20 protein-coding genes are annotated in these 26,371 nt (G+C 72.6%); 13 read left to right on the top strand and 7 right to left on the bottom strand.

Annotated features, from left to right (window positions below; translation table 11 throughout):
* Nucleotides 1-45: 45 nt before the first annotated feature.
* Nucleotides 46-2,550 carry a DEAD/DEAH box helicase gene (locus ACWENQ_RS26490; RefSeq protein ID WP_354912421.1) on the bottom strand — a complete coding sequence of 835 codons (2,505 nt, stop codon included), beginning with the start codon at nt 2,548-2,550 and terminating at the stop codon, nt 46-48.
* A 68-nt stretch (nt 2,551-2,618) separates the two neighbouring features.
* Entirely contained in the window at nt 2,619-3,860 is a 1,242-nt protein-coding gene (locus ACWENQ_RS26485; RefSeq protein ID WP_449926091.1) for an acyltransferase family protein, read from the bottom strand.
* A gap of 181 nt (nt 3,861-4,041) precedes the next feature.
* Here ACWENQ_RS26485 and ACWENQ_RS26480 point away from each other — a divergent pair, with 181 nt between their 5' ends.
* A complete protein-coding gene (locus tag ACWENQ_RS26480; RefSeq protein WP_449926094.1) occupies nt 4,042-5,289 on the top strand; it encodes a sensor histidine kinase in 1,248 nt (415 codons plus the stop codon).
* Nucleotides 5,280-5,927: a response regulator gene (locus ACWENQ_RS26475; RefSeq protein WP_449926097.1), complete on the top strand. Its 648-nt coding sequence runs from the start codon at nt 5,280-5,282 to the stop codon at nt 5,925-5,927. Before ACWENQ_RS26480 ends, ACWENQ_RS26475 begins: the two co-directional genes overlap by 10 nt.
* Nucleotides 5,928-5,967: 40 nt before the next feature.
* Here ACWENQ_RS26475 and mihF read toward each other — a convergent pair whose 3' ends face one another.
* The 3 genes from mihF to ACWENQ_RS26460 all read right to left on the bottom strand — a co-directional run bounded on the left by mihF (nt 5,968) and on the right by ACWENQ_RS26460 (nt 8,028).
* Nucleotides 5,968-6,276, bottom strand: a complete 309-nt coding sequence (gene mihF, locus ACWENQ_RS26470) for an integration host factor, actinobacterial type (protein ID WP_354912413.1) — start codon at nt 6,274-6,276, stop codon at nt 5,968-5,970.
* 102 nt (nt 6,277-6,378) lie between these two features.
* Nucleotides 6,379-6,801 (bottom strand): GlcG/HbpS family heme-binding protein, encoded by a 423-nt coding sequence (locus ACWENQ_RS26465; protein ID WP_452416669.1) that lies wholly within the window; start codon nt 6,799-6,801, stop codon nt 6,379-6,381.
* A 54-nt stretch (nt 6,802-6,855) separates the two neighbouring features.
* A complete protein-coding gene (locus tag ACWENQ_RS26460) occupies nt 6,856-8,028 on the bottom strand; it encodes an ROK family protein (protein WP_452416667.1) in 1,173 nt (390 codons plus the stop codon).
* Between the two features lie 23 nt (nt 8,029-8,051).
* Here ACWENQ_RS26460 and ACWENQ_RS26455 point away from each other — a divergent pair, with 23 nt between their 5' ends.
* Together ACWENQ_RS26455 and ACWENQ_RS26450 are read left to right on the top strand one after the other, a co-directional pair.
* Nucleotides 8,052-9,221, top strand: a complete 1,170-nt coding sequence (locus ACWENQ_RS26455; RefSeq protein WP_452416666.1) for an MFS transporter — start codon at nt 8,052-8,054, stop codon at nt 9,219-9,221.
* Between the two features lie 34 nt (nt 9,222-9,255).
* Nucleotides 9,256-10,245 (top strand): phosphotransferase enzyme family protein, encoded by a 990-nt coding sequence (locus ACWENQ_RS26450; protein WP_354912405.1) that lies wholly within the window; start codon nt 9,256-9,258, stop codon nt 10,243-10,245.
* Between the two features lie 49 nt (nt 10,246-10,294).
* Here ACWENQ_RS26450 and ACWENQ_RS26445 read toward each other — a convergent pair whose 3' ends face one another.
* Entirely contained in the window at nt 10,295-15,553 is a 5,259-nt protein-coding gene (locus ACWENQ_RS26445) for a DNRLRE domain-containing protein (protein WP_452416664.1), read from the bottom strand.
* Nucleotides 15,554-15,631: 78 nt separating this feature from the next.
* The gene (locus ACWENQ_RS26440) at nt 15,632-16,591 is read right to left on the bottom strand and encodes a hypothetical protein (RefSeq protein ID WP_452416662.1); all 960 of its coding nucleotides are present in this window, start codon (nt 16,589-16,591) and stop codon (nt 15,632-15,634) included.
* Between the two features lie 284 nt (nt 16,592-16,875).
* Between ACWENQ_RS26440 and ACWENQ_RS26435 the strand changes: the two genes are divergently transcribed.
* The 9 genes from ACWENQ_RS26435 to rbsK are packed head-to-tail and all read left to right on the top strand — an operon-like array spanning nt 16,876 to nt 26,314.
* The gene (locus ACWENQ_RS26435) at nt 16,876-17,970 is read left to right on the top strand and encodes a LacI family DNA-binding transcriptional regulator (RefSeq protein ID WP_449926113.1); all 1,095 of its coding nucleotides are present in this window, start codon (nt 16,876-16,878) and stop codon (nt 17,968-17,970) included.
* Nucleotides 17,967-18,878, top strand: coding sequence for a carbohydrate ABC transporter permease (locus ACWENQ_RS26430; protein WP_354912401.1), 912 nt, complete (start codon nt 17,967-17,969; stop codon nt 18,876-18,878). Before ACWENQ_RS26435 ends, ACWENQ_RS26430 begins: the two co-directional genes overlap by 4 nt.
* Nucleotides 18,875-19,693 (top strand): carbohydrate ABC transporter permease, encoded by an 819-nt coding sequence (locus tag ACWENQ_RS26425; RefSeq protein ID WP_354912399.1) that lies wholly within the window; start codon nt 18,875-18,877, stop codon nt 19,691-19,693. Before ACWENQ_RS26430 ends, ACWENQ_RS26425 begins: the two co-directional genes overlap by 4 nt.
* Before the next feature lie 9 nt (nt 19,694-19,702).
* A complete protein-coding gene (locus ACWENQ_RS26420; RefSeq protein WP_354912397.1) occupies nt 19,703-21,025 on the top strand; it encodes an ABC transporter substrate-binding protein in 1,323 nt (440 codons plus the stop codon).
* Nucleotides 21,022-21,993, top strand: coding sequence for an ADP-ribosylglycohydrolase family protein (locus ACWENQ_RS26415; protein ID WP_452416661.1), 972 nt, complete (start codon nt 21,022-21,024; stop codon nt 21,991-21,993). The genes ACWENQ_RS26420 and ACWENQ_RS26415 overlap by 4 nt, the downstream gene beginning before the upstream one ends.
* A gap of 7 nt (nt 21,994-22,000) precedes the next feature.
* A complete protein-coding gene (locus ACWENQ_RS26410) occupies nt 22,001-22,969 on the top strand; it encodes an ADP-ribosylglycohydrolase family protein (RefSeq protein WP_449926121.1) in 969 nt (322 codons plus the stop codon).
* Nucleotides 22,966-24,105 (top strand): ADP-ribosylglycohydrolase family protein, encoded by a 1,140-nt coding sequence (locus ACWENQ_RS26405; protein ID WP_354912391.1) that lies wholly within the window; start codon nt 22,966-22,968, stop codon nt 24,103-24,105. Before ACWENQ_RS26410 ends, ACWENQ_RS26405 begins: the two co-directional genes overlap by 4 nt.
* Nucleotides 24,102-25,433, top strand: coding sequence for an ADP-ribosylglycohydrolase family protein (locus ACWENQ_RS26400; protein WP_452416660.1), 1,332 nt, complete (start codon nt 24,102-24,104; stop codon nt 25,431-25,433). Before ACWENQ_RS26405 ends, ACWENQ_RS26400 begins: the two co-directional genes overlap by 4 nt.
* Nucleotides 25,430-26,314 carry a ribokinase gene (rbsK, locus tag ACWENQ_RS26395; protein ID WP_452416659.1) on the top strand — a complete coding sequence of 295 codons (885 nt, stop codon included), beginning with the start codon at nt 25,430-25,432 and terminating at the stop codon, nt 26,312-26,314. The genes ACWENQ_RS26400 and rbsK overlap by 4 nt, the downstream gene beginning before the upstream one ends.
* Nucleotides 26,315-26,371 lie beyond the last annotated feature (57 nt).

The raw sequence follows: 26,371 nt of genomic DNA, 5'->3' as shown, positions 1-26,371 counted from the left end.
GGTCCTTTCCCCGTGGCGGACCTCAGCCCCGCCTGGGAGCCCCGGTCACAGGCGGTTCAGACCGAGGACGTGGAGGACGGCGCGGCCTTCCTCGTCGGAGGCGGCCAGGTCGACCTGTGCGTCGATGCCCCAGTCGCCGTCGCCCGCCGGATCCTTGATGACCTGGCGCACCTTCCAGAGTTCCTTCTCCTCCGAGATGCGCAGCAGGCCGGGTCCGCGGGCGTCGGCGTCGGTGAAGATCTCCTCGTGCTCGTCGTAGTAGGCGTCGAGCGCCGCGCCCCAGTCGACGTCGGGAGCCAGCTCCTCGAGCTCGTGCTCCTTCTCCAGCGAGCACAGCTCGACCAGCCGGAACATCGCGTTCCTGACCAGGACCCGGAACGCGCGCGGGTTGCCGGTGACGGGCCTGACCGTGCGCTCCAGCTCCTGTTCCTGCTCCAGCGCCGCCTCGGGGTTGCTGAGCTTCTCCCACTCGTCGATCAGCGAGGAGTCGACCTGGCGAACCAGCTCGCCGAGCCATTCGATGAGGTCGACGAGGTCGTCGGTCTTGAGATGCTCGGGGATCGTACGGCTCAGCGTCCGGTAGGCGTCGGCGAGGTAGCGCAGCACCGCGCCTTCCGACCGGGACAGCTCGTAGAACTGGATGTACTCGGTGAAGGTCATCGCGCGCTCGTACATGTCGCGCACGACGGCCTTGGGGCTGACGGTGTAGTCGGCGACCCAGGGGTGGCCGCGCCGGTAGGTCTCGTAGGCGCCGAGCAGCAGCGTCTCCAGCGGCATCGGATACATGATCTCCTGCAGCTGTTCCATGCGCTCTTCGTACTCGACGCCGTCGGCCTTCATCTGCGCCACGGCCTCGCCGCGGGCCTTCTTCAGCTGCGCCGACAGCACCTGGCGCGGGTCGTCGAGGATGGACTCGACGATCGAGACCATGTCGAGCGCGTAGCTGGGCGACTCGAGGTCGAGCAGGTCGAAGGCGGCCAGCGCGAAGGTGGACAGCGCCTGGTTGAGCGCGAAGTCCTCCTGCAGGTCGATGGTGAGGCGCGCCATCCTGCCCTGCTCGTCGGGCTCGCGCAGCTTCTCCACCACGCCGCCGGCCAGCAGCGAGCGGTAGATCGCGATGGCCTGGCTGATGTGCCGCCGCTGCCACTTGCGGTCCTCGTGGTTGTCGGTCAGCAGGTGCTTCATGGCCGCGAAGCAGTCGCCTGGCCGGTTGATGACGGCGAGCAGCATGGCGTTGCTGACCTTGAAGCGGGAGGCCAGCGGCTCGGGCTCGGCCGTCTGCAGCTTCTCGAACGTCTCCTCGCTCCAGCCGACGAACCCCTCCGGCGGCTTCTTGCGGGCGTAGCCGCGGCGCCGCTTGGGGTCGTCGCCGATCTTGGCCAGTGCCTTGGCGTTCTCGATGTCGTGCTCGGGGGCCTGGCAGGCGACGTAGCCGATCGTGTCGAAGCCGGCGCGGCCCGCGCGCCCGGCGATCTGGTGGAACTCGCGGGCGCGCAGCCGGCGCACCTTGTTGCCGTCGTACTTCGACAGGGCGGTGAACAGCACGGTCCTGATGGGGACGTTGACGCCGACGCCGAGCGTGTCGGTGCCGCAGATGACCTTCAGCAGGCCGGCCTGGGCCAGCCGCTCCACCAGGCGCCGGTACTTGGGGAGCATGCCGGCGTGGTGGACGCCGATGCCGTGCCGTACCAGGCGGGACAGGGCCCGCCCGAACCGGGTGGTGAACCGGAAGTTGCCGATCAGGGCGGCGATGGCCTCCTTCTCGGCCTTCGTCGCCATGTTGATGGACATCAGGGACTGGGCGCGCTCCATCGCGGCGGCCTGGGTGAAGTGGACCACGTAGACGGGCGCCTGGCCCGTGCTGAGCATCTCCTCGAGAGTCTCGTGCAGCGGGGTCATCCGGTAGGAGTAGACCAGCGGGACGGGCCGCTCGGCGTGCTTGACGACCGAGGTCTCCCTGCCGGTGCGCCGGGTGAGGTCCTCCATGAACATGCTGACGTCGCCGAGCGTGGCCGACATCAGTACGAACTGCACGTGCGGCAGCTCCAGCAACGGCACCTGCCACGCCCAGCCGCGGTCGGGCTCGGCGTAGAAGTGGAACTCGTCCATGACGACCTGGCCGATGTCGGCGGCGGCGCCGTCGCGCAGGGCCACGTTGGCCAGGATCTCGGCGGTGCAGCAGATGATCGGCGCGCCGGGGTTGACGCTGGCGTCGCCGGTCATCATGCCGACGTTCTCGGTGCCGAACAACGCCACCAGGTCGAAGAACTTCTCCGAGACCAGCGCCTTGATCGGCGCGGTGTAGAACGTGCGCTGGTCGCGGGTCAGGGCGGCGAAGTGGGCTCCCGCCGCGACCAGGCTCTTGCCGGACCCGGTCGGGGTGGCGAGGATCAGGTTGTTTCCCGAGACGACCTCGATCAGCGCCTCTTCCTGCGCCGGATAGAGGGTGAGCCCCCGTTCGGAGTTCCACGTGACGAACGCGTCGAAGATGGCATCGGGATCGGCGTCGATCTCTTCGGGGAGGCGGTCAATGAGGCTCACCCTCTCCATCTTGCCAAGGACAGGGCCGAACTGGTTAACGAGCGGCCGTCAGGACCGCGTACGGAGGCGGTGAGGAGTCACAGGCGAGCGCGGGGAGCGGTCAGGAGCAGGCCGCCCGCGATGGCGAGCGTCGAGACCACGGGGACCGCGCCCGGCGCGAACCCGAAGGCGGTCAGCCCCAGCAGCCCGCCGCCGACCAGCGCCGCGGCGGCCAGCGAGCTGCGCCACGTGGCGATCCCGTACGGCAGCGCCGGCGGCTCCTCGAACCTGGCGAACATCCGCAGCAGCGGCCAGATGACCAGGCAGAGCGCGCCGAACCACACCGGCCACCCCGCCAGCCAGCCGAGTCCGCCGGGCGCGGGGGTGCCGACGCCGAGCCCGACCACCACCACGCCGCTCACCGCGAACAGCGCGGGCATGTGCCACAGGTAGACGGTCATCATCCTGGGCCCCGCCCAGGCCACCAGCCGCTCGGTGCGCAGCCGCGTGATCCACGGCCGCAGCAGCGTGGCCAGGCCGATCTGCCCGACGCCGACGGCCAGGACGGCCAGCGTGGGCGGCGCCATGTTCGACATCCCGGCGCCGGGCAGCCCGATCATGCTGCCGGGGTAGGGGCCGAAGCCCACCAGCAGCGCCGCGGCGCCGTACCCCGCCACGGCCAGCACGCCGGGACGGCCCAGCCTGCCGTCGGTGTAGCAGAAGCCGAGCTGGTGGACGGCCAGCCACACGAAGCCGATGTTGAGGTAGCCGACCAGGTCGACACCGGAGGTGAACCTGACCAGGTCGGTGGCCACCGCGCCGGCGACCAGGACGGCCGGCACCCGCCAGCCGTACCGGTCGTGCAGCCTGAGCATCAGCGGCGTCGCGGCGACCGCGATCAGGTAGACGACCAGGAACCACAGCAGCTGCCCGGTCAGCCGCGAGCCCACCTCCAGCGGCTGCGCGGGCACCCCGAACGTGGCCAGCACGTGCGGGAGCGGGATCCAGACCGCCGCCAGCGGCAGCACCGGCCAGGCCAGCCGGCGCAGCCGTACGGCCAGCCACGCGGGCGCGGTGCCGGGTGCGCGGCGGAAGCTGATGGCGTTGGCCGCGCCGCCCGCGAAGAACACCAGCGGCATGACCTGGCTGATCCAGGTGACCACCCACACGCCGGGGGCCGACAGCGCGTTCCCCGTGGTCAGGCGGACACCGTCGTAGCCCAGGACGGGGATCGTCCAGTGCTGGAGCACCACCAGGGCCATGCCCGCCAGCCGCAGCACGTCGATGAAGGAGTCCCTGGCAGGGGCGCGTACGGCGGGGCGTTCGAGCAGGACGGTCATGGGGAGGCCTCGATTCGGAAGGTGGTGGTTCAAGGCTTCCGTCCGGGGCCGCCGAGCACAGTCCCGCAGCCCGCCGTCTTGTGGTCAAGATCTCACCACCGCGGGTGGTAGGGCTGGCCCTACCTCCGGACGCCTGCCCGCAGGGGCGAGAACGGGTCCGCCGGGCTCGTAGCGTGGTGTCATGCGCTCCCTGATGAGACGTGTCCTGCTGGACACGCGCTACCTGCTGGTCGGCTTCCCCACGGCGATCATCGCCTTCCTCCTGCTCGTCTCCGGATTCGCGCTGGGCCTCGGTACCGTGGTGGTGTGGGTCGGGGTGCCCGTCCTGTGCGGCACCCTGATGGTGGCCAGGGGGTTCGCCGACGTGGAGCGCGGCTGGCTGTCCGACGTGCTCCACCGTCCCGCCATCAGGCCCCGCTACCGGCAGCCGCCGGAGGGCGCGGGCCGTTTCCGCCGCCTGGTGAACCCGCTGACCGCGGGCCAGTCATGGCTGGACCTGCTGCACGGCATCGTCAACTTCCCGATCGCGATCGCCACGTTCGTGGTGACGGTGGTGTTCTGGGCGGTCCCGATCCTGGGGCTGTCCTATCCGGTCTACGGCTGGATCACCTCCCGCATCCCCGGGAACATGGAGCTTCCCGAACTGCTCGGCCTGGGCGACGGCTACCTGGTCAACACGGCCTTCTACGTCGCGATCGGCCTGGCGGGCGCCCTGGTCCTGCCGTTCGTGGTCAGGGGCGCGGCGCTGCTGCGCGCGGGGCTCGGCAGGGCGCTGCTGACGAGTGTCGCCGAGCTGCAGGAGCGCATCGACGACCTGGCGGAGGGCCGGGCCGCGGCGGTCTCGGCCGAGGCCGACGCGCTGCGCCGGCTGGAGCGCGACATCCACGACGGCCCGCAGCAGCGCCTGGTGTCGCTGGCGATGGACCTGTCCAGGGCGCAGCGCCAGCTGAAGAAAGACCCGCAGGCCGCCCACGCGACGCTCGACGGGGCCATCACCGCCACCCGCGAGACGCTGGACGAGCTGCGCGCCCTCTCGCGCGGCATCGCGCCGCCGATCCTGGCCGACCGGGGCCTGGCGCCCGCGCTGGCCGCCCTGGCGGGCAGGTGCACGGTGCCCGTCGACCTGGACGTGCAGGTCGCCGAGCGCTACGTCGCGGCGGTGGAGAACACGGTCTACTACGTCGTCGCCGAGTCGCTGACGAACATCGCCAAGCACAGCCGCGCCACCACCTGTTCGGTGCAGCTCAGCAGGGTGGGGAACACGCTGATGCTGACGATCGGCGATGATGGGGTGGGCGGCGCACACGTCGCCAAGGGACACGGTCTGGCCGGGCTGGCCGACCGGCTGCGCGCGGTCGACGGCGAGCTGGTCGTGAGCTCGCCCGTGGGCGGGCCGACAGTGATCATCGCGGAGGTGCCGTGCGGGTAGTCGTGGCCGATGACGCGGTCCTGATCAGGGAGGGCCTGATCAGGCTGCTGGAGGAGTTCGGCTGCGAGGTGGTGGCGGCGGTCGGCGACGGAGACGCGCTGGTCGAGGCCGTGGCCACCCACAAGCCGGACGTGTCGGTGGTCGACGTGCGGATGCCGCCGTCGTTCACCGACGAGGGGCTGCGCGCGGCGGTGCGGGCCCGCGGACGGGTGCCGGGGGCGCCCGTGCTGATCCTGTCGCAGTACGTCGAGGTCTCCTATGCCGACGACCTGCTGGCCGACGCCCGCGGCGCGGTCGGCTACCTGCTGAAGGACAGGGTCGTCGACGTCGACGAGTTCATGGAGGGGCTGCGGCGCGTGGCCTCGGGCGGCACGGTCTTCGACCCCCAGGTGGTGGCCCAGCTGATGGTGCGCAGGCGCAGGGACGATCCGCTGGCCCAGCTGACACCGCGGGAGCGGGAGGTGCTGGCCCTGATGGCGGAGGGCAGGTCCAACCCGGCCATCGGCAGGCACCTGGTGATCAGTGACGGGGCGGTGGAGAAGCACATCAGGAGCATCTTCGCCAAGCTCGGGCTCTACGCCGACGACGGCGACCAGCATCGCAGGGTGCTGGCCGTGCTGGCGTACCTGCGCGGCTGAGGCGCGCGGCCGGTCCCGTCAGGACCGGCCGCGAGGGGACTCAGGCCCCGAGCGCGTCCACCAGCTTCTTGCGCTGCTGGGCGCCCAGGCCACCGAGACGGCGCTTCTCGTCGACGCCGGCCTCCTCCATGAGCGCGTTGGCCTTGGCCGGCCCGACGCCCTTGACGGCGCGCAGCGCCTGCGAGACCTTGATCTTCTTGGCGATGTCGTCGTCACGCTCCAGCAGGTCGGCGAAGGTCAGCTCACCGGCCTTGACCTTCGCGAGCAGAGCGGTGCGAGCGGCACGGGCCTCAGCGGCCTTCTCCAGCGCCGCCTTGCGCTGCTCGGGGGTAAGAGTGGGAAGTGCCATCTCGATCTCTCCTCGGGGAGTAATGCTTCGGGATTGTGTTACCCGTGGTGTCGCGGCTAATCATGGCGGATGCCAGCGGTTCGTGTTGCGGAAAGCCGCCGCTCAGCCGGTGCGCCAGACCGAAGCGGCCGCCTCGGCGCACGCCACGTCCTGCGCGACGGTGCCCCCGCTGACCCCCACGCCGCCGACCACGCGCTCTCCTTCACCGTAGTCCGCCCACAAGGGGATGCCACCTCCGAAACAGACGAAACGGTCGCCCGCGAGGCCGTACAGCTCGCCTCCCGGGACGGTGAGCGGGGCCAGGTCGGCGGTCGCCATCCGGTTGGCCACCGAGGTGTAGGCCTTACCGGGAGCCAGGACGGGACCGGCGATCTCGGCGCCTTCCATGCGCTGGAAGCTCACCAGATGTGCGCCCGCGTCGACCACCGCGACGGAGACGAGCGCGCCCTCGCGGCGGGCTTGCCTGATCGCCGCCTCGCACATCCGTAACGCGATCTCCAACCCCACTGTGTCCCGAAATTTCATGGACTCATGGGTATCGTCCGCCGTGTCACGATTGCAAGATCATCGTGGTTTCTGTCACATTTCCCGTTTCGGGCGTGTCGCGTGCCAGATTTCGAGGCCATCGGGGGTCAGGAAGGCGTCGAAAACCGACTCCATCGCCCCGACGAGCGGGCCCGTGTCGGCCAGAGCGGAGGGCAGGATCGCCGGCGGCCGGCGGCGGCGCAGTTCCATGAGCGCCTCGTCACAGGAGCGCCGCAACCGCTCGCCGACCAGCGCGACGCCGATGCCCGACACCGTGACCGTCCCGGGGTCGAGGGCGTTGACGAGCGCGCCGATGCCCCTGCCGAGCGCCGCGGCGTTCGCCTCGATCGCCGCCACCGCCGCGGGATCGCCGGCCGCGGCGGCTGCGACGATGCCTTCGGCCTGGTCCCTGCCCCTGCCGCGACCCGCCTCCAGGCCGAGGTGCCGGAGCAGCGCGTTGCGGCCCACCGCGAGGCTGAGGCAGCCCCGGGCGCCGCACGGGCACGGCTCGTCGCCGCCGGCCAGCGGCATGTGGCCGAACTCGCCGGCCGTACCGCCCGCTCCGGTCAGGGGGCGGCCCTCGACGAGCAGGGCGCCGCCGGGGTCGAAGTCGACGTGGATGTGCAGGCCCACGTCCACGCCCCGCAGGTGGCCGCGGCGGGCCTCGGCCAGGCCCGCCAGCCTGGCGTCGTTGCCCACCAGCAGGGGCACGTCGCCGAGCGCGAGCGCCTGGGCCACGTCGACGTCGACCCAGCCGAGGTGGGAGATGTCCAGCATCCCGTCCGCGCGCACGGGGCCCGCCGCCGACAGGCCGACGCCCACCACCCGGGGCCCTAGCCGCCCGAGCCGTTCGCGCAATGCCGCCCCGAGGGACGGCAGGGCGTCGCAGGGCGTGCCGTCGTGGCCGCGCGTGGCCAGCACGCGCGAGCCGCCGCCGAGCTCGCCCGCCGCGATCGTCCAGGTGTCCTCCCGCAGGTCGGCGGCCAGGGCGAGCGGCCCGTCGGGGTGCGGGCCCGGCACCTGGGTCGGCCGCCCCCTCGCGTGCTCGCGCGGCGGCGCCTCCTGGAGCAGCTCGTCCTCGACCAGCCCGGCCACCAGCACCGACGCGGTGCCGCGCGCCAGGGCCAGGTCGCGGGTGAGCTGGGACCTCGTACGGCCGGCCGCGCAGTCGTGCACCGCGCGCAGCAGCCGCAGGCGATTGTGCACGCGCAGGTCTCCCACATCCATGGAAGTCAGTTTATGCTCTAGCCGTGAACAAAAGAGCGCGGATCGGTGTTTTCGGCTTCTTCTTCCTCTGCGGGCTCGTCATGGGCATGTGGGCGGCCGGCCTGCCGGCCCTGAACCAGCGGCTGGCCCTCGGGCCCGAGCGGATCGGCTACACGCTGCTGCTCGTGTCGCTCGGCGCCCTGGTGTCGATGCTGCTGGCCGGCCGGATCGTGGACCGGTGGACCAGCAGGACGGTGTGCTGGATCGCCGGTCCGGTGTCGGCCGCGGTGCTGCTCGGCCCCGCGCTGGCGCCCTCTTACGCGGTGCTGACCGTCACGGCCGTCATCTTCGGCCTGGGCCTCGGCGCGATCGAGGTGGCGATGAACGTCCACTCCGTCGAGGTCGAGCAGGCCTACGGCCGGCCGATCATCTCGGCCTTCCACGGCACGTGGAGCCTGGGTGGTGCGACCGGCGGCGCGCTCACCGCGCTCGGGCTCAAGCTGGGCGTGGACGGCCAGGCGCTGCTGGTCGGCGCCGCCGTCGTCGTGCCGTTCCTGTACCTGCCCGCCGCCCGCCTCCTGCTGCCAGGACGGCCGGCGGCCTCGTCGGCGCAGCCGGGCGGCGGCATGGGAGCCATGCGGTGGGGCCTGGTCGCCCTGCTCGGCCTGGTCGCCTTCGCCGGGCACCTCAGCGAGGGTGCGGCCATCGACTGGGCGGCCCTGCACGCGGTGTGGGTGCTGGGCACCGACCCCGCCGCCGCGCCGCTGGCGTACACGGTGTTCTCCGTGGCGATGACGTCGGTGCGGCTGCTCGGCGACCCGATCAGGGCCAGGCTGGGACCGGTCCGCACGATCCAGCTCGCGGGCGCCTTCGCCACGGCCGGATACCTGCTGGTCCTGTTCGTGCCCACCGTCGCCGGCGCGTGGGCCGGGTGGGCGCTGGCGGGCATCGGCCTGGCCACCGTGGTGCCCGTCGTCTTCAGCGCCGTGGGCGCGGCCGGCGGGGCGGTCGGCCGGGCGCTGTCGCTGGTGACGGCGTTCGGGTACTCGGGGCTGCTGGTCGGGCCCGCCGTCCTCGGATTCGTGACGGAACACTCGTCGCTGCCCGTCGCGCTGGTCATCCCGGCCGTGCTGGCCGCGGTGGTCGGCCTGGCCGGCACCCCCGCGATCCGGGCGATCACCACGGTTCCCGAGCCGGTCCCCGCGGGCCGCTGATCGCCCGCTCCCGCCCTGCCGGGACAATGCTCGGGTGGAGCTACATGATCTGTCCGCCGGAGACGGCGTCCTCGACCGCGTCGGCGAGGTGGCGCGGGCGGCGCTGACCCGCTACCGGGTCTCGCCCGCCAGCACGGTGACGCTGATCAACGTCTCGGAGAACGCCACGTTCCGCGTGGACGACCCCGACACAGGAGCGCGGTCGATCCTGCGGGTGCACCGGCTCGGCTACCACTCGGCGCAGGCGATCGGCTCCGAGCTGGCCTGGCTGGAGGCGCTCAGGCGGGAGGAGGGCGTGCGCACGCCGGGCGTGATCGAGTCGGCCGACGGCGCGCGGGTGGTCCAGGTGGGCGGCAGGAACGCCGTGATGTTCGCATTCCTGCCGGGCACCGAGCCGCGGCAGGAACGCCTGGTCGACGGGTTCAAGCAGCTCGGCGCGGTGACCGCGCGCATGCATCGGCACGCCGTACGGTGGCGGCGGCCCGACGGCTTCACCAGGTTCGCGTGGGACTGGGAGGCCGCCTTCGGCGCCCACGCCAGGTGGGGACGATGGCAGGACGGCGTCGGCGTCGACGGCGAGGCCCGCGCCCTGCTGCGGCGGCTGGAGCATCGGCTGCGCGAGCGTGTCGGCCGCTACGGGCAGCCGCCCGAGCGGTTCGGGCTGATCCACGCCGACATGCGCCTGGCCAACCTGCTCGACGACGGCGGCCCCGAACCCAGCGTGATCGACTTCGACGACTGCGGGTTCGGCTGGCACGTCTACGACCTGGCCGCCGCCCTCAGCTTCATCGAGCACGAGCCGGTGGTGCCCGAGCTGATCGACTCGTGGCTGGACGGCTACCGCGGCGAGGAGCCGTTCGACGCGGCGGACGAGCGGGAGATCTGGACGTTCATCCTGTTCAGAAGGCTCCTGCTGGTGGCGTGGATCGGGTCGCACCAGGGCGTGGACCTCGCCCGAGAGCTCGGCGCCGGCTACACGCGCGGGACCTGCGAGCTGGCCGAGCGCTACCTGACCTCGTCCTGAGCGCCCGCGGGCCCCGCGCGCCGCTGCCGGCGCGCGGGGCCCAGGCGGCTCACCCCACGTAGGGCGACTGCAGGAAGCGGCCGAGCGCCGGGTCGTACAGGCGGGTGCCGACCAGCAGCAGGCCGCCAGGAACGCCGGAGACGAACCGGCCGCCGAGCCAGCCGTACCTGCGCGGCCGGGTGGCCACGCCGAACTCGTCGAAGCCCAGCACCGTCGCCGCCCCCGAATCGAGGTCGAGCTCGGTGCCGACGTCACCGTGCAGCGTGGTCAGCTGCACGCGGACCGCGCCGGTCGCCGAGGTCAGCGCCGCCAGTTCGCCGCCGATCCCGGCGACGGTCCGCACCATCGCCCCGCCCTCGGTCAGCCAGCGCGGCGACTCGCCGTCGGAGCCGTAGTGGTGCACGGTCACCGCGCCCGTCTCCGCCGTCTCCGACCTGACCCTGCCCATGGGGTCGCGCGCCCAGGCGAGGGCCTGGTCGCCGGCCGTCACCTTCGACGGGGCGCCGTCGTCGGCGTAGTCCACGGTCCTGCCGCCGGGCAGCGCCGTCGTCCGGCCGAGCCCGTCGTAGCCGTAACCGTCGCCGGTCAGCCGGCCGTCGGCGTAGGTGTAGCCGGTGATCGTGGCGGCCGCGTCGTCGGCCTGCGGGCACTCCTCCTCGGAACTCTGCACCGCCATCCGGGTGCGGTTGCCCTGCCCGTCGTAGGCGTAGCGGCGCAGCGAGCACACCGGGAAGGCGATCTCCTGCACCGAGGTCGACCGGCCCGCCCTGTCGTAGCCGAGCGTGCGGTCGGTCATCGTGTCGGTGCGCAGCTGGAGCACCGGCTGCCCGTGCACGGACAGGCCGGCCTGGTCGATCAGCACGGGGCCGTCCACACCGTCACGGGTGTAGACCCGGGCGAACGGCTGGCCGATCTCGTCGTACACCGCCGCCAGCCGCAGGCCACCGGGCAGCTCGCCGGCCACCACGCGGCCGTCGTCGTCGTAGCGGGCGGTGAAGACGCCGGCCACCGAGTCGGTGACCGAGGTGAGCAGACCGCGCGGCTCGACGGCGTGGTCGTAGGCGTAGACGGTGGTCGACGGCGCCGAGTCGCTGACCTTGGCCGGGCGGCCGAGATCGTCGTACTCGGTGCGGGTGACGGCCCCGTCGGCGTCGGTGTGCGAGATGAGGCGCCCGAGCCGGTCGTAGGCGGAGACGACCTTCGCGCCCGCCTGCCTGCGCTCGACCACCCTGCCGGTGGCCGGGTCGTAGCCGAGCTCTCGCGATCCGATCGTGACGGGCCGTCCGGCGTCGTCGCGCCCGATGACGGTGACGGCGCCGCCCTCGGTGATCGTGTCGACCTCGCCCATCGCGGTGTAGGTGACGATCTTGTCGCCGTCCTTGCAGGCCAGCCCCGCCCATTCGGGACGGCCGCCGCACACGCCGGTGCCGCCCGCGGTGTAGGGCACGGGCCGGTCGACGGTCCTGGTGACGGCCAGGCCGCCGGGGTCGAGGACGGTCCGCACCGGCAGCGCGGTGGTCCAGTCGTAGCCGGTGGCGGTGGTGCGCACGTCGGCGTCCGGCATGGACTCCCTGCCGACGATCCTGGCTCCCTTCCTGACCGTGGTGGGCAGATCCCTGGCGGCTGCGTCGGCGGGCCGCTGCTCGTCGTAGGTGAACACGGCGTGCGTCCTGGCCCCGATGGCGAAGCCGGCGGGCAGGTCCTCGCTGATCTCGGCCTCGAGGTTGACGATGTGGACCGGGTCGAGCTCCTCCAGCTTCCTGCGCCCGGTCTGGTCGTAGCCGACGCGGGTGGACAGCAGCTCGGCGCGCTCGGCGGGGGTGTAGCCGGAGATGCCCAGCTCGCCGAGGCGATAGTCGGTGTCGGGCCGCTGCGACAGCTCCCTGTTGCCAGGGGTGAGGGCGCGGACCAGATGCCCGAGGCGGTCGTACTCGGCCGCGCCGAGGCGCCCGCCCGGCGCCAGGGTGTTGACGGCGCGGCCCGCCTCATCCAGGTAGGTGACCGTGGCCCTGGTCCACGAGCCGGGCGGCTGGTCGGGCGGGAGCAGCGCGGTGGCGGTGGTGGGCGCCTTCTTCTGGCCCCAGGCGGTGACCTGCTTGGCCGTCACGTCGGCGGGGCCGCCCGCGGCCCGATCGAGCGGCACGCCGTACACGACGGTGGTGGTGGCCTGCCCGGCCACCTGGTCGGCGGTGCCGGGCCTGAGCGTGGCGCGGGTGACAGACAGCAGGCGGCCGTCGGCGTCGTACCGCGGCGTCCAGGGCAGCTCACCGGGCGGGGTGATCGAGGTCAGGCGGCCGGCGGCGTCGTAGCCGTACAGGGTCTTGAGGGGAGGGCTGATGCGCGGGTCCCACACCTCGGCCAGCCGGCCCGCGGCGTCGTAGGCGTACCGGGCGATGACCACGCCGTTGAAGCTGAGCGTGGCGGCCCGACCGTCGGTGCCGTAGGCCAGGTCGAGCCGGCGTCCCGCCTGGGCGATCGAGGTCGGCCTGACCTGGTCGCCCACCGTCTCGTAGCCGTGCTCGGCCGGCAGGAACAGCGTGCCGTGCCTGGCGAAGACGGTCGTGCGGCCCCGGGAGTCGGTGAGGGTGTAGGAGCCGGTGAGCGTGAGGTCCTCGGCGCCGAGCTCGGGCCGCCAGACGTCGCCCGCCCTGGTGAACTGGACCGGCCGGCCCTCCTCTGTGATCACTTCGACCGAGGTGGGTGAGGTCTCCCGCAGGGAGGCGATGGCCAGCGGCCATTCCTTGCCGAAGGGGGCGAGCGGGCCGCCCCCGCCTCGCGAGCCGTACGACCTGGCGACGGTCAGACCGAACGGGCCGCCCTCGGCGGCGCGCAGCCGGTAGGCGCCGGTCAGCAGGTTGACCTCGCCGGGACCGACCTGCGCGCGGGCGGCCGTCGAGGCGGACCGGTCGGAGACGACGGTGACCGGCTCGCTGGCCGCGGCGTTGCCGAAGACCACCGCGCGGACCTGGACGGCGGCGTCGCCGAGCTGCGTTCCCACGTCCCAGACCAGGCCGGACAGGCGGCCGGGGGCGGCCACCGGCCAGGCGGTCAGCGGCTTGCCGTCGGCGCCGACGACGTGGGCGACGGGGATGTCGGACCAGGTGTCCGCCTCGGCTCTGCGGTACTGGAAGGTGGCCTGGGTGAAGCCGGTGCCCGAGACCGCCAGCGCCAGCCTGCCCGTCGTCCGGCCGCCGTCCTCCGGAGAGGTGAGCACCGCCACGGCGGTGCCGGCGCCCACGTTGAAGGTGTAGGCGGTCGTGGGGGAGGCGTTGCCCGCCTTGTCCACGGTGTAGACGCTGAGCGTGTGCGCCCCGGTGGACGGCGGCGTCACCTTCACGCTGACGGCCGCGCCCGTGGTCGGCACCGAGGTCACGGCGCCGCCGTCGAGCCGGTAGGCGAGCTGGGCGGAGTCGGCGTCGGCGGGCGTCAGGGTGAAGGTGCCCGGCTTGCCGGCGTCGCCGTGCCACCCGCCGTCGGCGGGGTAGTCCGCCGAGGTCACCCGGGGAGCGGGCGGCTTGACGGTGTCGACGGTGAACGTGGCGCTCTGGTACGCCTTGGACGACAGGGCGCCGTCGTTGGCCCAGGAGCGGATCGTGTAGGACCTGCCGTGGACCAGCTTTCCGGCGGGCACGCCGGCGGCGGAGAAGCCGTTGCTGGCCACGTAGCCGCCCCAGAGGTTGTCGACGACCAGGGTGGCGCCGTCATAGACGTCGAACAGGCCGCGCACGTTGCCCTGGTCGGGGTCGCGCACGTGGTTGCGCAGCTGCGGCGTCAGGGTGTTGGTCCATCGCGTGCCCGCGTTGTCGGTGTAGGGCGAGACCCACGTCGACAGGGGCGTGTCGGGGTAGGAGTTGTAGGTCACCGAGATGTACGGCACGCCCGAGGAGGCGTTGCCCGAGTTGAAGCGCTTCCAGGCGTACTCGTCGGCCTCGTCGGCGGCCCGCAGGCCCATCCCCGACTCCGTCCACGCCTTGTCCGCCCACATCTGCACCAGGGAGGTGACGTTGGCGCTCACCCAGCCGTCGGCGCAGCCGCTGCCCCAGCCCTTGGTCTCGGTCGAGGTGGCGTAGCGGGCGACCATGGTGGGCCCCGGCCAGCGGGAGGAGGTGGCGGCGCGGTTGGCCGACCAGACCTCCCACGTCCTGGCGTTACAGGACCAGGAGTGGTGGTTCCACAGCTTCAGCGACGCCGAGAGGATCTTCTTGCCCGCGATGCCGGGCGTCTTCCAGGTGATGAACGACCTGGCCACCTGGCCGCCGCCGTTGTCGCCGATCTTGAGTTCGGTCGCGCCGGACTGGTCGGTGCCGTAGCCCTCCTGGACGAAGGTGTCGAAGACCTGGCCCAGGTTGAGCGAGGGGTCGACGGTGACCGGGTACCGCGTGGCCGGGTCGTCGAGGAAGGCGGGGTCGGGGGTCAGGACGAGGTCCTGGCCCGACAGGGTCATGGCCACCGGCGCCCGGTTCAGGTGGTCGCCGGAGACCGGGTGCACCCGCGCGTCCCACATGACCGGGGCGGGGACGGTGACGGCGACCTCGCCCTTGCGGTCCACCAGCTCGACGCCGCCGTCGCCCGCCCGGCGGGCCGTCATGCCGGGCGCCCCGAGCCGCAGCGTGTACCGCAGCGGGGTGGTGGGCCGCCGCTTGAGCAGCAGGAACTGCTCGGCGCCCGTCCTGGTGGCGCTGACGACCAGGTCGGCGCCGGGCAGCACCTCCGGATACGTGGCGCTCTCGCCGTGCAGCCGGGGCGTGGGCAGCGCGCCCTTCCACCGCATGGAGACTCTGGACTCTCCCTCGCCCACGGTGATGAGGTCGCCGCCGCCGACGCCCAGCGTGAGCCCGCGCCGGTGGCCGCGGGCCGCGATGCGGCCGGTGGCGTCGGCGGCGAGCCTGATGTCGACGGGCGCCCAGGCTCCGTCGCGGCGGAACCTGATCGGTCCGGCGAAGCTGTCGACGGTCATCGAGCCGTCGGGGTTGGCGTAGGTGGTGGTGGTCTCCGTGCGGGCGGACTCGATCTCCACCCGCCGGCCGGTCAGGCGCGCGGTGAGCCGGGCGGAGGCCTCGTCGGGCGCCGTCCCGGCCGCTGTCCCGGTCGCTGTCCCGGTCGTTGTCCCGGTCGTGGTGGCGGCCGGGGCGGGGGATGCGGGGGACGACGCGGGGGATGCGGGGGACGACGCCGGGGACGCGTGGGGCGGGGTGGTCACGGGCGCGGGCGGTTCGGCCGCCGCGGCGGCGGAGGGAGCGGAAGGGACCAGGGGGAGGACGATCATCGCGAGACCGCAGGCGACCGCCCGCGGCGTGATGGCAGGCATGGATGCTCCGGAAGCGGACGTAGGGCGACGCCCCCGTCGCGGTGACGGGGGCGTCGGTGGAGAGCGGAGGAGAGAGGGCTACCTGGTCGAGCAGCTCTGCTTGCGTACCTCACCCCAGAGGATCGGCCCCGGCCATTGCGCCCGGATGGCGAAGCACTGGTTCTTCTGGGCCGCTTCGCGGATCTTGTAGATGAACGAGGCGATGCCGGTCACGACCGCCACCTTGCAGATCAGCTTGGCCCGCGCCTCCTTGATCTTGTCGCAGGCGTACTTGAGGACCTCGGCGGCGGCGGCCGCGCCGCCGTACAGCCAGGCGTTGTGGATCTTCTTGGTGAGCGTGCGCGAGAAGATGACCCGGCACATCGCCTTCCACCAGGTGCACTGCAGCTTCAGGGCGGGGTCGGCGACCACGGGGTAGGCGGCGCCCGCGTGGTGGACGGTCTGGACCAGCGTCATGCCCTCGACCCGGTAGGTCGTCGGGACCGGGTTGCCGTTGGCGTCCTTGGCCCAGGGGGCGTCGATCTCACCGAGGTAGACCTCCTCGTTGTAGATCAGTACCGTCTGGCCGTCCTCGTCGAGTTCCAGCGTGCTGTTCTCCGGCGCGCTGATCGGGAAGCGGTACTCGGTCGGCGCCGAGGAGTCCTTGATCACGGTCAGCACGCGGGCCACCTGGCCGGTGCGGTTGTGGGCGAAGGCGACGCCGGGCTGCTTGGCGGCGTAGGTGACCAGGCCGGGCAGCGGCTGGTTGCCGGTGCCCTGCGCGTCGGGGGTGCCGATGCCGATGTCGGAGTCGCTCACGGTCGCCGTCAGCGCGGTGTCGGTGGCGGTGGAGGCCGCGAAGGGCCGCTGGGTGTTGCCCTCGGGGATCTCCGTGGGCGGCGTGGTCCTGGCCTCCTCGACGATCTCTGGGACGACCTGGGTGAGGGCGGCGAGGGCGGGGTCGTCCGCCGCGAACGCCGGGACTCCGGACAGCCCGGCCGAGGTGATGGCCAGACATGCCGTCACGATGACGGCGAGTGCACGAGTGCCGATCCGCATGAATGTCCTTCCGCATGCGATGAGGGGGGATGTGCACAAACGCCGCAAACGTAAGGATCATGGTTGTCCAGACGAGTGATCGCGGATGGCTGGTTGGTAAACGTTTCCCGACCAGAACGATCTTTCGCCCATTGGACCGGTCCGCCCCGCGAGACCGCGCTGACCTGGCGTTATGTGATCGTGACTTGACCCTCGACGTTACCGGCATGTTTCATGAGCCCAGCTCCGTAAACGTTTACAGTAAACGTACTGTAAACGTTTTCAGTTCCCAGGGAGGTCAAGCGTTGGGCGAAGGACCCACGATCACCACGATCGCCGAGCGCGCCGGGGTGTCGATCGCCTCCGTCTCCCGTGTGCTCAACGGCCTGCCCACCCGTGAGGAGACCGTCCGCAGGGTGCTGACCGCCGCCGAAGAGCTCGGCTACGTGCGCAACGCCGTGGCCCGGAGCCTCAAGTCGCGCCGCACCCACCAGATCGCCTTCGCCATGGCCGACATCGGCAACCCCGTCTACCTGGCGATGGTGCGCCAGATCCAGCCGGTGCTGAAGGCGGCGGGCTACCGGCTGGTCCTGCACTCCACCGACGCCATCGTGGCCGACGAGATCGACGTGCTGCACAGCCTCGGCGAGCGCTACGTCGACGGGCTGATCATGAGCCCGCTGCGCGTCACCGACGAGCACCTGAAGATGATCGCGGCCGCCCGGGCACCCGTCGTCATCATCGGCTCGGTGCCGGACGGCACGCGCGTCGACAACGTCAGGGCCGACTCGCGCACCGGCGTCAGGCTCGCCATCGACCATCTTCACGCGCTCGGCCGGCGCCGGATCGGCTTCCTCAACGGCCCGCTCGACACCGTGCCGGGCGCGGCGCGCGCCGCGGCCTACCGGGAGGCGCTGAAGGAGCGCGGCCTGCCGTACGACGAGGGGATCGTCGAGGTGGGCGACTTCTACCGGGCGGCGGGAGCGCGCGCGGCACGCGCGCTGCTCGAGCGCGCGGCCGGCGTGGACGCGCTGATGTGCGCCAACGACCTGATCGCGCTGGGCGCGCTCGACGTGCTGCGGGCGGGGGGCCTGCGGGTGCCGGAGGACGTGGCGGTGGTCGGCATGGACGACACCGACCTGGCCGCGGCCTCGTGGCCGTCGCTCACGAGCGTCTCGCTCGGATCGGCCGAGCGCGGCAAGGCGGCCGCCGAGCTGATGCTCGACCGCCTCAAGGACACCGGCAGGGAGCCGCGGCTGGTCACGGTGCCGCCCGTGCTCGCCGTCCGGGCCTCCACCGTCGGACAGGGCGCGGCGGGAGGACCGGTCCCGCCGGTCCGGGCGCTCCCCGCCACGCGGCCCGCCGACGCCGCATCGGACCCGCAGGGAGGCACACCATGACGGCGGTCGCGACCAGACCCCCGCACACCTCGCCGCGCCCGCGCCGCAAGGTCCGCTCGCGGCAGGGCCGCGAGACGCTGCTGCTGATGCTCCCCGCGCTGGTGCCGGTGCTGCTGTTCAGCCTCGGGCCCCTGCTCTACGGCATCAGCCTCGCCTTCACCGACGCGCGGGCCGGCAGGAACAGGGACATCGAGTTCACCGGCCTGGAGAACCTCGGCCAGCTGCTGACCGACGAGAAGTTCTGGTCCTCGTTCCGGATCGGCATGATCTGGGCCGTCTCGGTGACCGTGCTGCAGTTCCTGGCCGCGCTGGGCCTGGCGCTGCTGCTCAACCAGAACCTGCGCTTCAGGGGCGTGGCCAGGGTGCTGGCCGTGGTGCCGTGGGCGATGCCGCCCGTGGTCATCGGCCTGATGTGGAAGCTGGTCTACCACCCCGACGCCGGCATCCTGAACGCGATGCTCGGCACGCACATCGACTGGCTGGCCGACTTCTCGCTCGCGCTGCCGGCCATCATCGTGGTCGGCGTCTGGACGGGCATGCCGCAGACCACCGTCGTGCTGCTGGCCGGCCTGCAGAGCATCCCCAAGGAGCTGTACGAGGCGGTCGAGGTGGACGGCGCGGGCCGCTGGCGGCGGTTCTGGAACATCACGCTGCCGCAGCTCAGGCCGGTCATCGTGGCCATCACCTCGCTCGACTTCGTGTGGAACATCAACCAGTTCGGCCTGGTCTACGTGCTCACCGCCGGCGGGCCGGGCGGCCAGACGCGGCTGCCGATGCTCTTCGCCTACGAGGAGGCCTTCCGGTACCGCTTCTTCGGCTACGCCTCCATGCTCGGCGTCGCGATGGTGATCGTCGTGCTGGCGGTGCTGGGGCTGTACCTGTGGCGCCAGATGAGGGAGACGAAGTGAAGCAGGCCCCGAAATATCTGGCGCTCCTGGCCTACATCCTCTTCCTGGCCTTCCCCCTGGTCTGGCTGCTGTCCACGGCGCTCAAGACGCCGCAGGAGATGGCCGGCCTCGACCCCACCTGGATCCCCCGCGACCCGACCCTGGCCAATTTCTCCGACGCCTTCGGCGAGCAGGACCTGCTCGGCGCCGCCGGCAGGAGCCTGGTCGTGGCGGTCTTCACCAGCGTGATCACCGTGCTGATCTCGCTGCCGGCCGCCTACGCGATGGCCCGCCACCGGAGCCTGGTCAACCGGATCGCGCTCGGCTGGGTGCTGGTCAGCCAGGTCTTCCCGTTCATCCTGATCATCATCCCGCTCTTCATGGTGCTGCGGGAGCTGCAGCTGGTGAACACGCTGCCCGGCCTGGTGATCGTGCACGTCACGTTCACGCTGCCGTTCGCGCTGTGGATGCTGCAGGGCTACGTGCGTGCCGTACCGCCCGAGCTGGAGGAGGCCGCCTCCGTCGACGGCGCGGGACGCATGCGCACCATCGCCACCGTGGTGGCGCCGCTGCTGGCCCCCGGGGTCGTGGCGACGCTGCTGTTCTCGTTCATCTCCTCATGGAACGAGTTCCTCTTCGCGCTCGTGATCCTCCAGGACCCCGACGTGATGACCCTGCCGCTCACCCTGGTCCGGTTCACCGGACCCGAGGGAGTGGCCAGGCTCGGCCCGCTCGCCGCGGCGTCGCTCATGGCGACGATCCCGAGCCTGATCTTCTTCGCAATCATCCAGCGACGGCTGAGGTCCGGCCTCATGGCCGGAGCGGTCAAGGGCTAGGAGGCTCTTATGCGTATCAAGTCCGCTTTGGCGGCTGCGGCCATCGTGACCATGGCGGCCGCGTGCGGTGGCGGCGGCGGGGGTGGCGGCGGCGCCGCCGAGTCCGCCAAGCCCGGCGGCGAGCCCGTGAAGATCAACTTCCTCAGCCTGGCCTGGCAGAAGGAGTCGCTCGCGGCGAACAAGGAGCTCGTCGAGGAGTGGAACAAGGCCAACCCCGACATCCAGGTCACCTACGTGCAGGGCAGCTGGGACAACGTCAACGACCAGCTGGTCACGCAGTTCTCCGGCGGCACCGCCCCTGACGTGATCCACGACGACTCTCCCGCGCTGTCCGGCTTCGCCGCCGACGGCTACCTGCTGGACCTGAAGGACAAGCTGCCCGCCGAGCTGAAGAGCGACATCCCGCAGAAGGCGTGGGACACCGTGACCTTCAAGGACGGCAAGGGCACCGAAGGTGTGTACGGCGTGCCGTTCCTGCAGGAGTCACAGGTCATCATCGCCAACAAGAAGCTGCTCGACGCGGCCAAGGTCCGCATCCCCACGCCCGACAACCCCTGGACGTGGGACGAGTTCGCCGAGGTCAGCAAGAAGCTGACCAAGGACGGCGGCTTCGGTGTGGCCTGGCCGATGAAGTCCCCGGTCAACAAGACGCTGAACCTGGCGCTCAACTACGGCGGCACCTTCTTCCAGACCGGCGCCGACGGCAAGACCACCGTCAAGGTCGGCCCGGAGGAGAAGGAGGTGCTGCAGCGCATCCACGACCAGCTCTGGAAGGACAAGTCGGCCGACCCCGCCGCGCTCGGCCAGGGCAGCGCCGACCCGCTGCCCGCCTTCTACGCCGGCAAGTTCGCGCTGCTGCCCGCCGGCGTCTACCTGCGCCAGCAGGTCGCCGAGCAGGCTCCCAAGGACTTCGAGTGGGTCACGCTGCCCCCGCTGAAGGGCACCACCTCCGAGCAGGGCGCGGTCTCCCAGACCTTGTCCGTCTCGGCCGACAGCAAGCACTCCGACCAGGCGCTGAAGTTCATCTCCTTCTTCCTGAACGGCACCAACCAGGCCAAGCTCGCCAAGGGCGACTGGCTGCTGCCCACCTCGCAGCAGGCCGCCGCCGACCCGTCGATGACCACCCAGGAGAACGGCTGGGACGTGGCCACCGCCTCGGCCAAGAACCTGGTCGTCGCGCCGTTCCTGAAGGTCAACGGCTTCGACGAGTGGAAGAGCAAGGTGGCCACCCCCACCCTGCAGCAGTACTACGCCAACAAGATCTCCCTCGACGAGGCGGCGGCCAAGCTGGTCGAGGAGGGCAACGAGGTGCTGGAGCGGTACTCCTCGTGACCTTGACGCAGGATCGCGCCCGGGGGTGCCTGCTCGGCCTGGCGGCCGGCGACGCCCTCGGCGCGCCCGCCGAGAACATGGAACCGGCCGAGATCGCCGCCAGGTGGGGCAGACTCACCGAGATCGAGGGCGGCGGCACCGACGACACCGAGTACGCCATCTTCGCCGCGTCGCTGCTCGTACGGCACGGCCACGAGCTGACCAGCGCCGATGTCGCCGCCGCCTACCGCAGGGAGATCATTCCCTCGGTGCTCGGCCCGATGAGGGGCGCGGGCTTCTCCGAGCTCGGCACCGTCCAGGCGCTGCGGCGCGGTCTCGAACCGCCGCTGACCGGCAAGGTCCACGCGCACGGCTGGTCGGACGGCCTGGCGATGCGGGCGGCGCCGTACGGTGTCTTCTGCCCGGGTGATCCGGCGGAGGCGGCCCGGCTGGTCGAGCAGGACGGCCTGGTCAGCGCCGACGGGGAGGGCATCAACGGCGGCATGGCGGTCGCCGCGGCCGTGGCCGTCGCGATGACGGGGGCCACGGCGGAGGAGGCGGTCGAGGCCGGGCTGGCCGCGATCCCCGCCGACTCGTGGACCGCCCGTGCCGTCACCAGGGCCCGCCCGCTCAGGGACTCGCCCGAGCGGCTGCACGAGGCCGTGGTCATGAGGCACTACCCGTGGACCGACCTGGCGCCCGAGGCCGTGGCGCTGGCGTTCGCCGCCTACCTGCACGGTGACGGCGAGGTGGAGGAGTCGGTGACCTACGCGGTCAGCCTGGGCCGCGACGCCGACACCATCGGCGCCATCGCCGGCGCGCTGGCGGGCGCTGGGCGCGGCGAGGGCGGGGTGCCGGGCAGATGGGCCGAGCGCGTCGGCCCCGCCACCGGCAAGTGCCTGCCGGTCGTGGCGGGCAGGCACGTGCTCGACGTCGCGGACGAGCTGGCGAGAGGACCGGCCGAGGACGAGTGGGCGAGAGGACAGTAGAGACCACATGTCGGGGGACAGGATCACAGGCGCGTTCGTCGGCCTGGCCGTGGGCGACGCGGCGGGCTGGCCGGCGGCCCGGCATCGCGCCGCGCTGCACGCGCCGTGGAGCAGGCGGCTGCATCGCGAGCTCGACGCCTTCGCCGAGGAGCGCGGGGTCACCACGCTGCCGGTGCCGTTCGCGCTCAACCAGCCGACCGCGCCGCTGGCCGTCGGGCCGTCCGACGACGCCGAGTGGCTGGCGTGGACCGCGCTGACCATCGCGCAGGACCGGGCCGGGGCCTTCCTCGACCTGGCCGGGCGCGACGACCTGCGGGCCCGCGTCTCGGTGGCGAGCGCGCTGGACAACCTGCGGCGCGGCCTCGAGCCGCCCGCCAGCGGGCACGACAACCCGCACTTCTTCGATGACGCGGCCGCCGTGCGGGCCGTCGCGTTCGGGGTCACGGGGCGTGATCCCACGGCCGACGCGCACGTCACCAACGCCGGCGACGGCGTGCTCGGGGCCAGGGCGATGGCCGCGGCGGTGGCGGCCGCCGTCACCGGCGCACCGGCCGCCACGGCGGTCGAGGCGGCGCTGGCCGAACTGCCCGAAGACACCGCGATCGGCCACAACGCCAGGACGGCGCTGCGGGTGGCCCGCGAGGCGGGAGGCGCCTTCGCCGCGGTGCCCGCGCTCGACGCCGCGCTCGTCGACCACGTCTACAGCTACGCCGTCGCGGCCGCGGTGACCGTGCCGATAGCGCTGGCGTTGGCCGAGGTGGCGGGCGGGTCGCTCGCCGAGGCCGTGCCGGCCGCGGCGTGCCTGGCCGCGGTGGCCGACTCGGCGCCCGCGCTGACCGGGGCGCTCACCGGCGCCTGCGGCGGTCTTTCGGCGGTGCCGCAGGCATGGGCCGCCTCGGCGCGCAGGCTGGCCGGATGCTGCCTGCCCGAACTGGCGGGCAGGGATCTCGTTGATATCTCGGAGGGAATCGCATGACGCCGCTGGAGGACAAGGCCACTGGGTGCGTGGCGGGAGCGGCGGTCGGTGACGCCCTCGGCGGCGCCACCGAAGGCTGGACGCCCGAGCAGATCACCCAGCGTTACGGGGGAACGGTCGAGGGTGTCGTCCCGCCGTTCAACACCGACTGGCGCAACGCCCGGCCGATCGCGCCCTACCACAAGGGCGACGGCCACATCACCGACGACACCCTGATGACCCACGCGCTGATCCGCGTCTACGAGAAGACCGCCGGGCACCTCGACGCCTACGCGATGGCCGAGCACATGGTGCCGGAGATGATGGCCGAGAAGCGGTGGATCCCCGAGCTGGAGGCCGAGGCGCTGCCGCTGCAGCGGGTCTTCCTGGCCGAGAAGTGGATCGTGGCGCGGCTGCACTACGGTCACGTCGACCCGCGCGAGGCCGGCACCGGCAACATCGTCAACTGCGGCGCCGCGATGTACGTCGCGCCGGTCGGCGTGGTCAACGCCGGCGACCCCGACGCGGCCTACGCCGAGGCGATCGACCTGACCGGGGCGCACCAGTCCTCCTACGGGCGCGAGGCCGCCGGGGTCATGGCGGCGGCGGTCGCCGAGGCCATGCGGCCGGGCGCGACGGCCGACTCGGTGGTGGCCGTGGCGTCCCGGCTGGCCAAGGACGGCACCAGGGCCGCCATCGAGGCCGTGTGCTCGCGGGCGCGCGACTTCGGGCACTGGGAGGGCTCCTTCGAGGGGCTGCGCGCGGCCATGCGTCCCTACGACACGGTCGCCGACACCTACCGCGACCAGGGGCTCGGCGCCCGGCGGCCGTCCCGGGTGCACAGCATCGAGGAACTGCCCCTGGCGCTGGCGTTCCTGCTGATCGCCAAGGGTGACTACCGCGACACCGTGCTCGGCGGCGTCAACTACGGGCGCGACGCCGACTCCATCGCCTCCATGGGCGGGGCGCTGGCGGGGGCGCTCGGCGGGCTGTCCTGCGTGCCGTCCGCGTGGGTCGACCAGGTCGGTACGGCCAGCCGTACCGACCTGGTGGCACCCGGACTGGCGCTGGCCGGGGTGACGCGGCGGATCCACCGCGACGACCTGGAGCGGCGCCGCGCCCACGAGGCCGCCTTCGCCGAGCTGGCCGGCCAGTGATCAGGCTCACCTGGGTGCAGCCCGAGGACCTGGTGGGGCACGAGCTCCGCCAGGCCGCCGAGGACGGCCGCGACGTGGCCGACGTCGCGGCGCGCTGGCACGCGGCGGGCGGCCACGACGCGCCGCCCCGCGCGGGCGCCTCCTCGCCCGACGCGCTGGCGCTGCGCGGGCTGGCCGAGGAGCTGCTGGACGAGCTGGCCGCGCGGGAGTCGCCGCTGGACGAGCCCACCGACCTGGCCGAGATCGTCGCCCGGTGCCCCGGCTGGCCCGCCGCCCGCGCGGCGGCGGCGTCGCCCGTGCCCGGCAGGATGCTCGGGGCGTGGCTCGGCAGGGCCGCCGGGTGCGTGCTCGGCAAACCGGTGGAGAAGATCCCGCGCGAGGGTGTCAGGGCCATCGCCGAGGCGACGGGCAACTGGCCGATCCGCGGCTGGTTCACCGCCGCCGGGCTGCCCGCCGAGATCAACCGGCGCTGGCCGTGGAACCGGCGCAGCGCGGTCAACTCGCTGGCCGAGAACGTCGACGGCGTCCCCGAGGACGACGACCTCAACTATCCGCTGCTGGCCCTGGCGGTGCTGGAACGGCACGGCCGCGGCTTCACCACCGACGACGTGGCCACGCTGTGGCTGGACGAGCTGCCCGCCGGGCGGACGTTCACCGCCGAGCGCGTCGCCTACCGCAACCTGCTGGCGGGCATGGAACCGCCGACCACCGCGACCTACCGCAACCCGTTCCGGGAATGGATCGGCGCGCTGATCAGGACCGACCTGTACGGCTGGGTCAACCCGGGCGACCCCGCCATGGCGGCCGAGTACGCCTGGCGCGACGCCAGGCTCACCCACACCGCCAACGGCGTCTACGGCGCGATGTTCGTGGCCGCCATGTGCGCCCAGTCGATGGTGGCCGGCTCGGTCGAGGAGGTCGTCGAGGCGGGCCTGTCCGTGGTCCCGCCCCGCTCCAGGCTGGCCGAGGCCGTACGGCAGGCCGTCGCGGACGCCACCCGCCTGGACGACTTCGAGCAGGTCGTCGACCGCCTGTACGAGCGGCACGGGCACCTGCACTGGGTGCACACGATCAACAACGCCGCCCTGGTCGCGGCCACGCTCGTGCACGCCGACGGCGACTTCACCGCCACGATCGCGGGGGCCGTGGCGGGCGGCTGGGACACCGACTCGGCCGGCGCCACGGCCGGCTCGATCGCCGGCGCGCTCAACGGGGGCGTGCCGGACCGGTGGCGGCTGCGCGACAGCCTGGCCAGCAGCCTGACCGGCTTCGACGGCATCGCCCTGAGCGAGCTGGCGCGGCGCACGGAGAGGATGATGGTGTCATGATCTCGGTTTTCGGCAGCGTGAACATGGACCTGGTCGCCTACGTGCCCACGGCGCCCAGACTCGGAGAAACGGTCACCGGGCGCTCCTTCCGCACCATCCCCGGCGGGAAGGGCGCCAACCAGGCGATCGCCGCCTCCCGCGCGGGCGCGGACGTCGCCTTCCTCGGTGCGGTCGGCGACGACCCCTTCGGCGTGGTGCTGCGCTCGACGCTCGTCGAGTCGGGCGTCGACGTCAGCGTGCTCCGGCACGTGTCGGGGCCGAGCGGCATCGCGCACATCGTGGTGGAGGACTCCGGCGGCAACTCGATCATCGTGGTGCCCGGCGCCAACGGCACCGTGACCGGGCCGTCCGACGACGACCTGGAGCTCATCGCGGGCTCGACCGCGGTGCTGCTGCAGCTCGAGCTGCCGATGGCGGCCGTCGTCGCCGCGGCGAAGGCGGCGCGGGCCGCCGACGCGCCGGTGATCCTCACCCCCGCGCCCGCCCAGCCGCTGCCTGACGAGCTGCTGGCGGCGGTGACGCTGATCGTGCCGAACGAGCACGAGGCGGCGGCGATCACCGGGGTCGAGGACCCAGGCAAGGCGCTGGACGCGCTGCTCGACCGCGTGCCGGAGGCGGTGATCACCCTGGGCGCCGAGGGCGCGCTGTACGGCTCGCGCGACGGCGCGCGGCTGCGGGTCCCCGCCGAGCCGGTGAAGGCGGTCGACACCACGGCGGCCGGCGACACCTTCGTCGGCGCGCTGGCGGTGGCCAGGTCCGAGGGACGGACGCCGGAGGAGGCGCTCCGCTTCGCCTCGGTGGCGGCCTCGCTCTCGGTCCAGCGCGAGGGTGCCAGCACCTCGATGCCGACCCGCGCGGAGATCGACGCCGCCCTGGGCTGACCTGGATGGACTTGGGCCGGCCTGGGCCGGTGGGTCCCGCGCGAACGCCGGGGCGCC

It is taken from the genome of Nonomuraea sp. NPDC004354 (assembly GCF_053602555.1).
Note: the sequence above shows the minus strand (reverse complement) of the source record. Positions and strands in the feature narration are given on the sequence as shown.

Excerpts from the sequence above, each read along its gene's own strand:
- ACWENQ_RS26490 (WP_354912421.1), bottom strand. The coding sequence starts at position 2,550 with ATGGAGAGGGTGAGCCTCATTGACCGCCTCCCCGAAGAGATCGACGCC.
- ACWENQ_RS26485 (WP_449926091.1), bottom strand. The coding sequence starts at position 3,860 with ATGACCGTCCTGCTCGAACGCCCCGCCGTACGCGCCCCTGCCAGGGAC.
- ACWENQ_RS26480 (WP_449926094.1), top strand. The coding sequence starts at position 4,042 with ATGCGCTCCCTGATGAGACGTGTCCTGCTGGACACGCGCTACCTGCTG.
- mihF (WP_354912413.1), bottom strand. The coding sequence starts at position 6,276 with ATGGCACTTCCCACTCTTACCCCCGAGCAGCGCAAGGCGGCGCTGGAG.
- ACWENQ_RS26465 (WP_452416669.1), bottom strand. The coding sequence starts at position 6,801 with ATGAAATTTCGGGACACAGTGGGGTTGGAGATCGCGTTACGGATGTGC.
- ACWENQ_RS26460 (WP_452416667.1), bottom strand. The coding sequence starts at position 8,028 with ATGGATGTGGGAGACCTGCGCGTGCACAATCGCCTGCGGCTGCTGCGC.
- ACWENQ_RS26445 (WP_452416664.1), bottom strand. The coding sequence starts at position 15,553 with ATGCCTGCCATCACGCCGCGGGCGGTCGCCTGCGGTCTCGCGATGATC.
- ACWENQ_RS26440 (WP_452416662.1), bottom strand. The coding sequence starts at position 16,591 with ATGCGGATCGGCACTCGTGCACTCGCCGTCATCGTGACGGCATGTCTG.
- ACWENQ_RS26430 (WP_354912401.1), top strand. The coding sequence starts at position 17,967 with ATGACGGCGGTCGCGACCAGACCCCCGCACACCTCGCCGCGCCCGCGC.
- ACWENQ_RS26420 (WP_354912397.1), top strand. The coding sequence starts at position 19,703 with ATGCGTATCAAGTCCGCTTTGGCGGCTGCGGCCATCGTGACCATGGCG.
- ACWENQ_RS26410 (WP_449926121.1), top strand. The coding sequence starts at position 22,001 with ATGTCGGGGGACAGGATCACAGGCGCGTTCGTCGGCCTGGCCGTGGGC.
- ACWENQ_RS26405 (WP_354912391.1), top strand. The coding sequence starts at position 22,966 with ATGACGCCGCTGGAGGACAAGGCCACTGGGTGCGTGGCGGGAGCGGCG.
- rbsK (WP_452416659.1), top strand. The coding sequence starts at position 25,430 with ATGATCTCGGTTTTCGGCAGCGTGAACATGGACCTGGTCGCCTACGTG.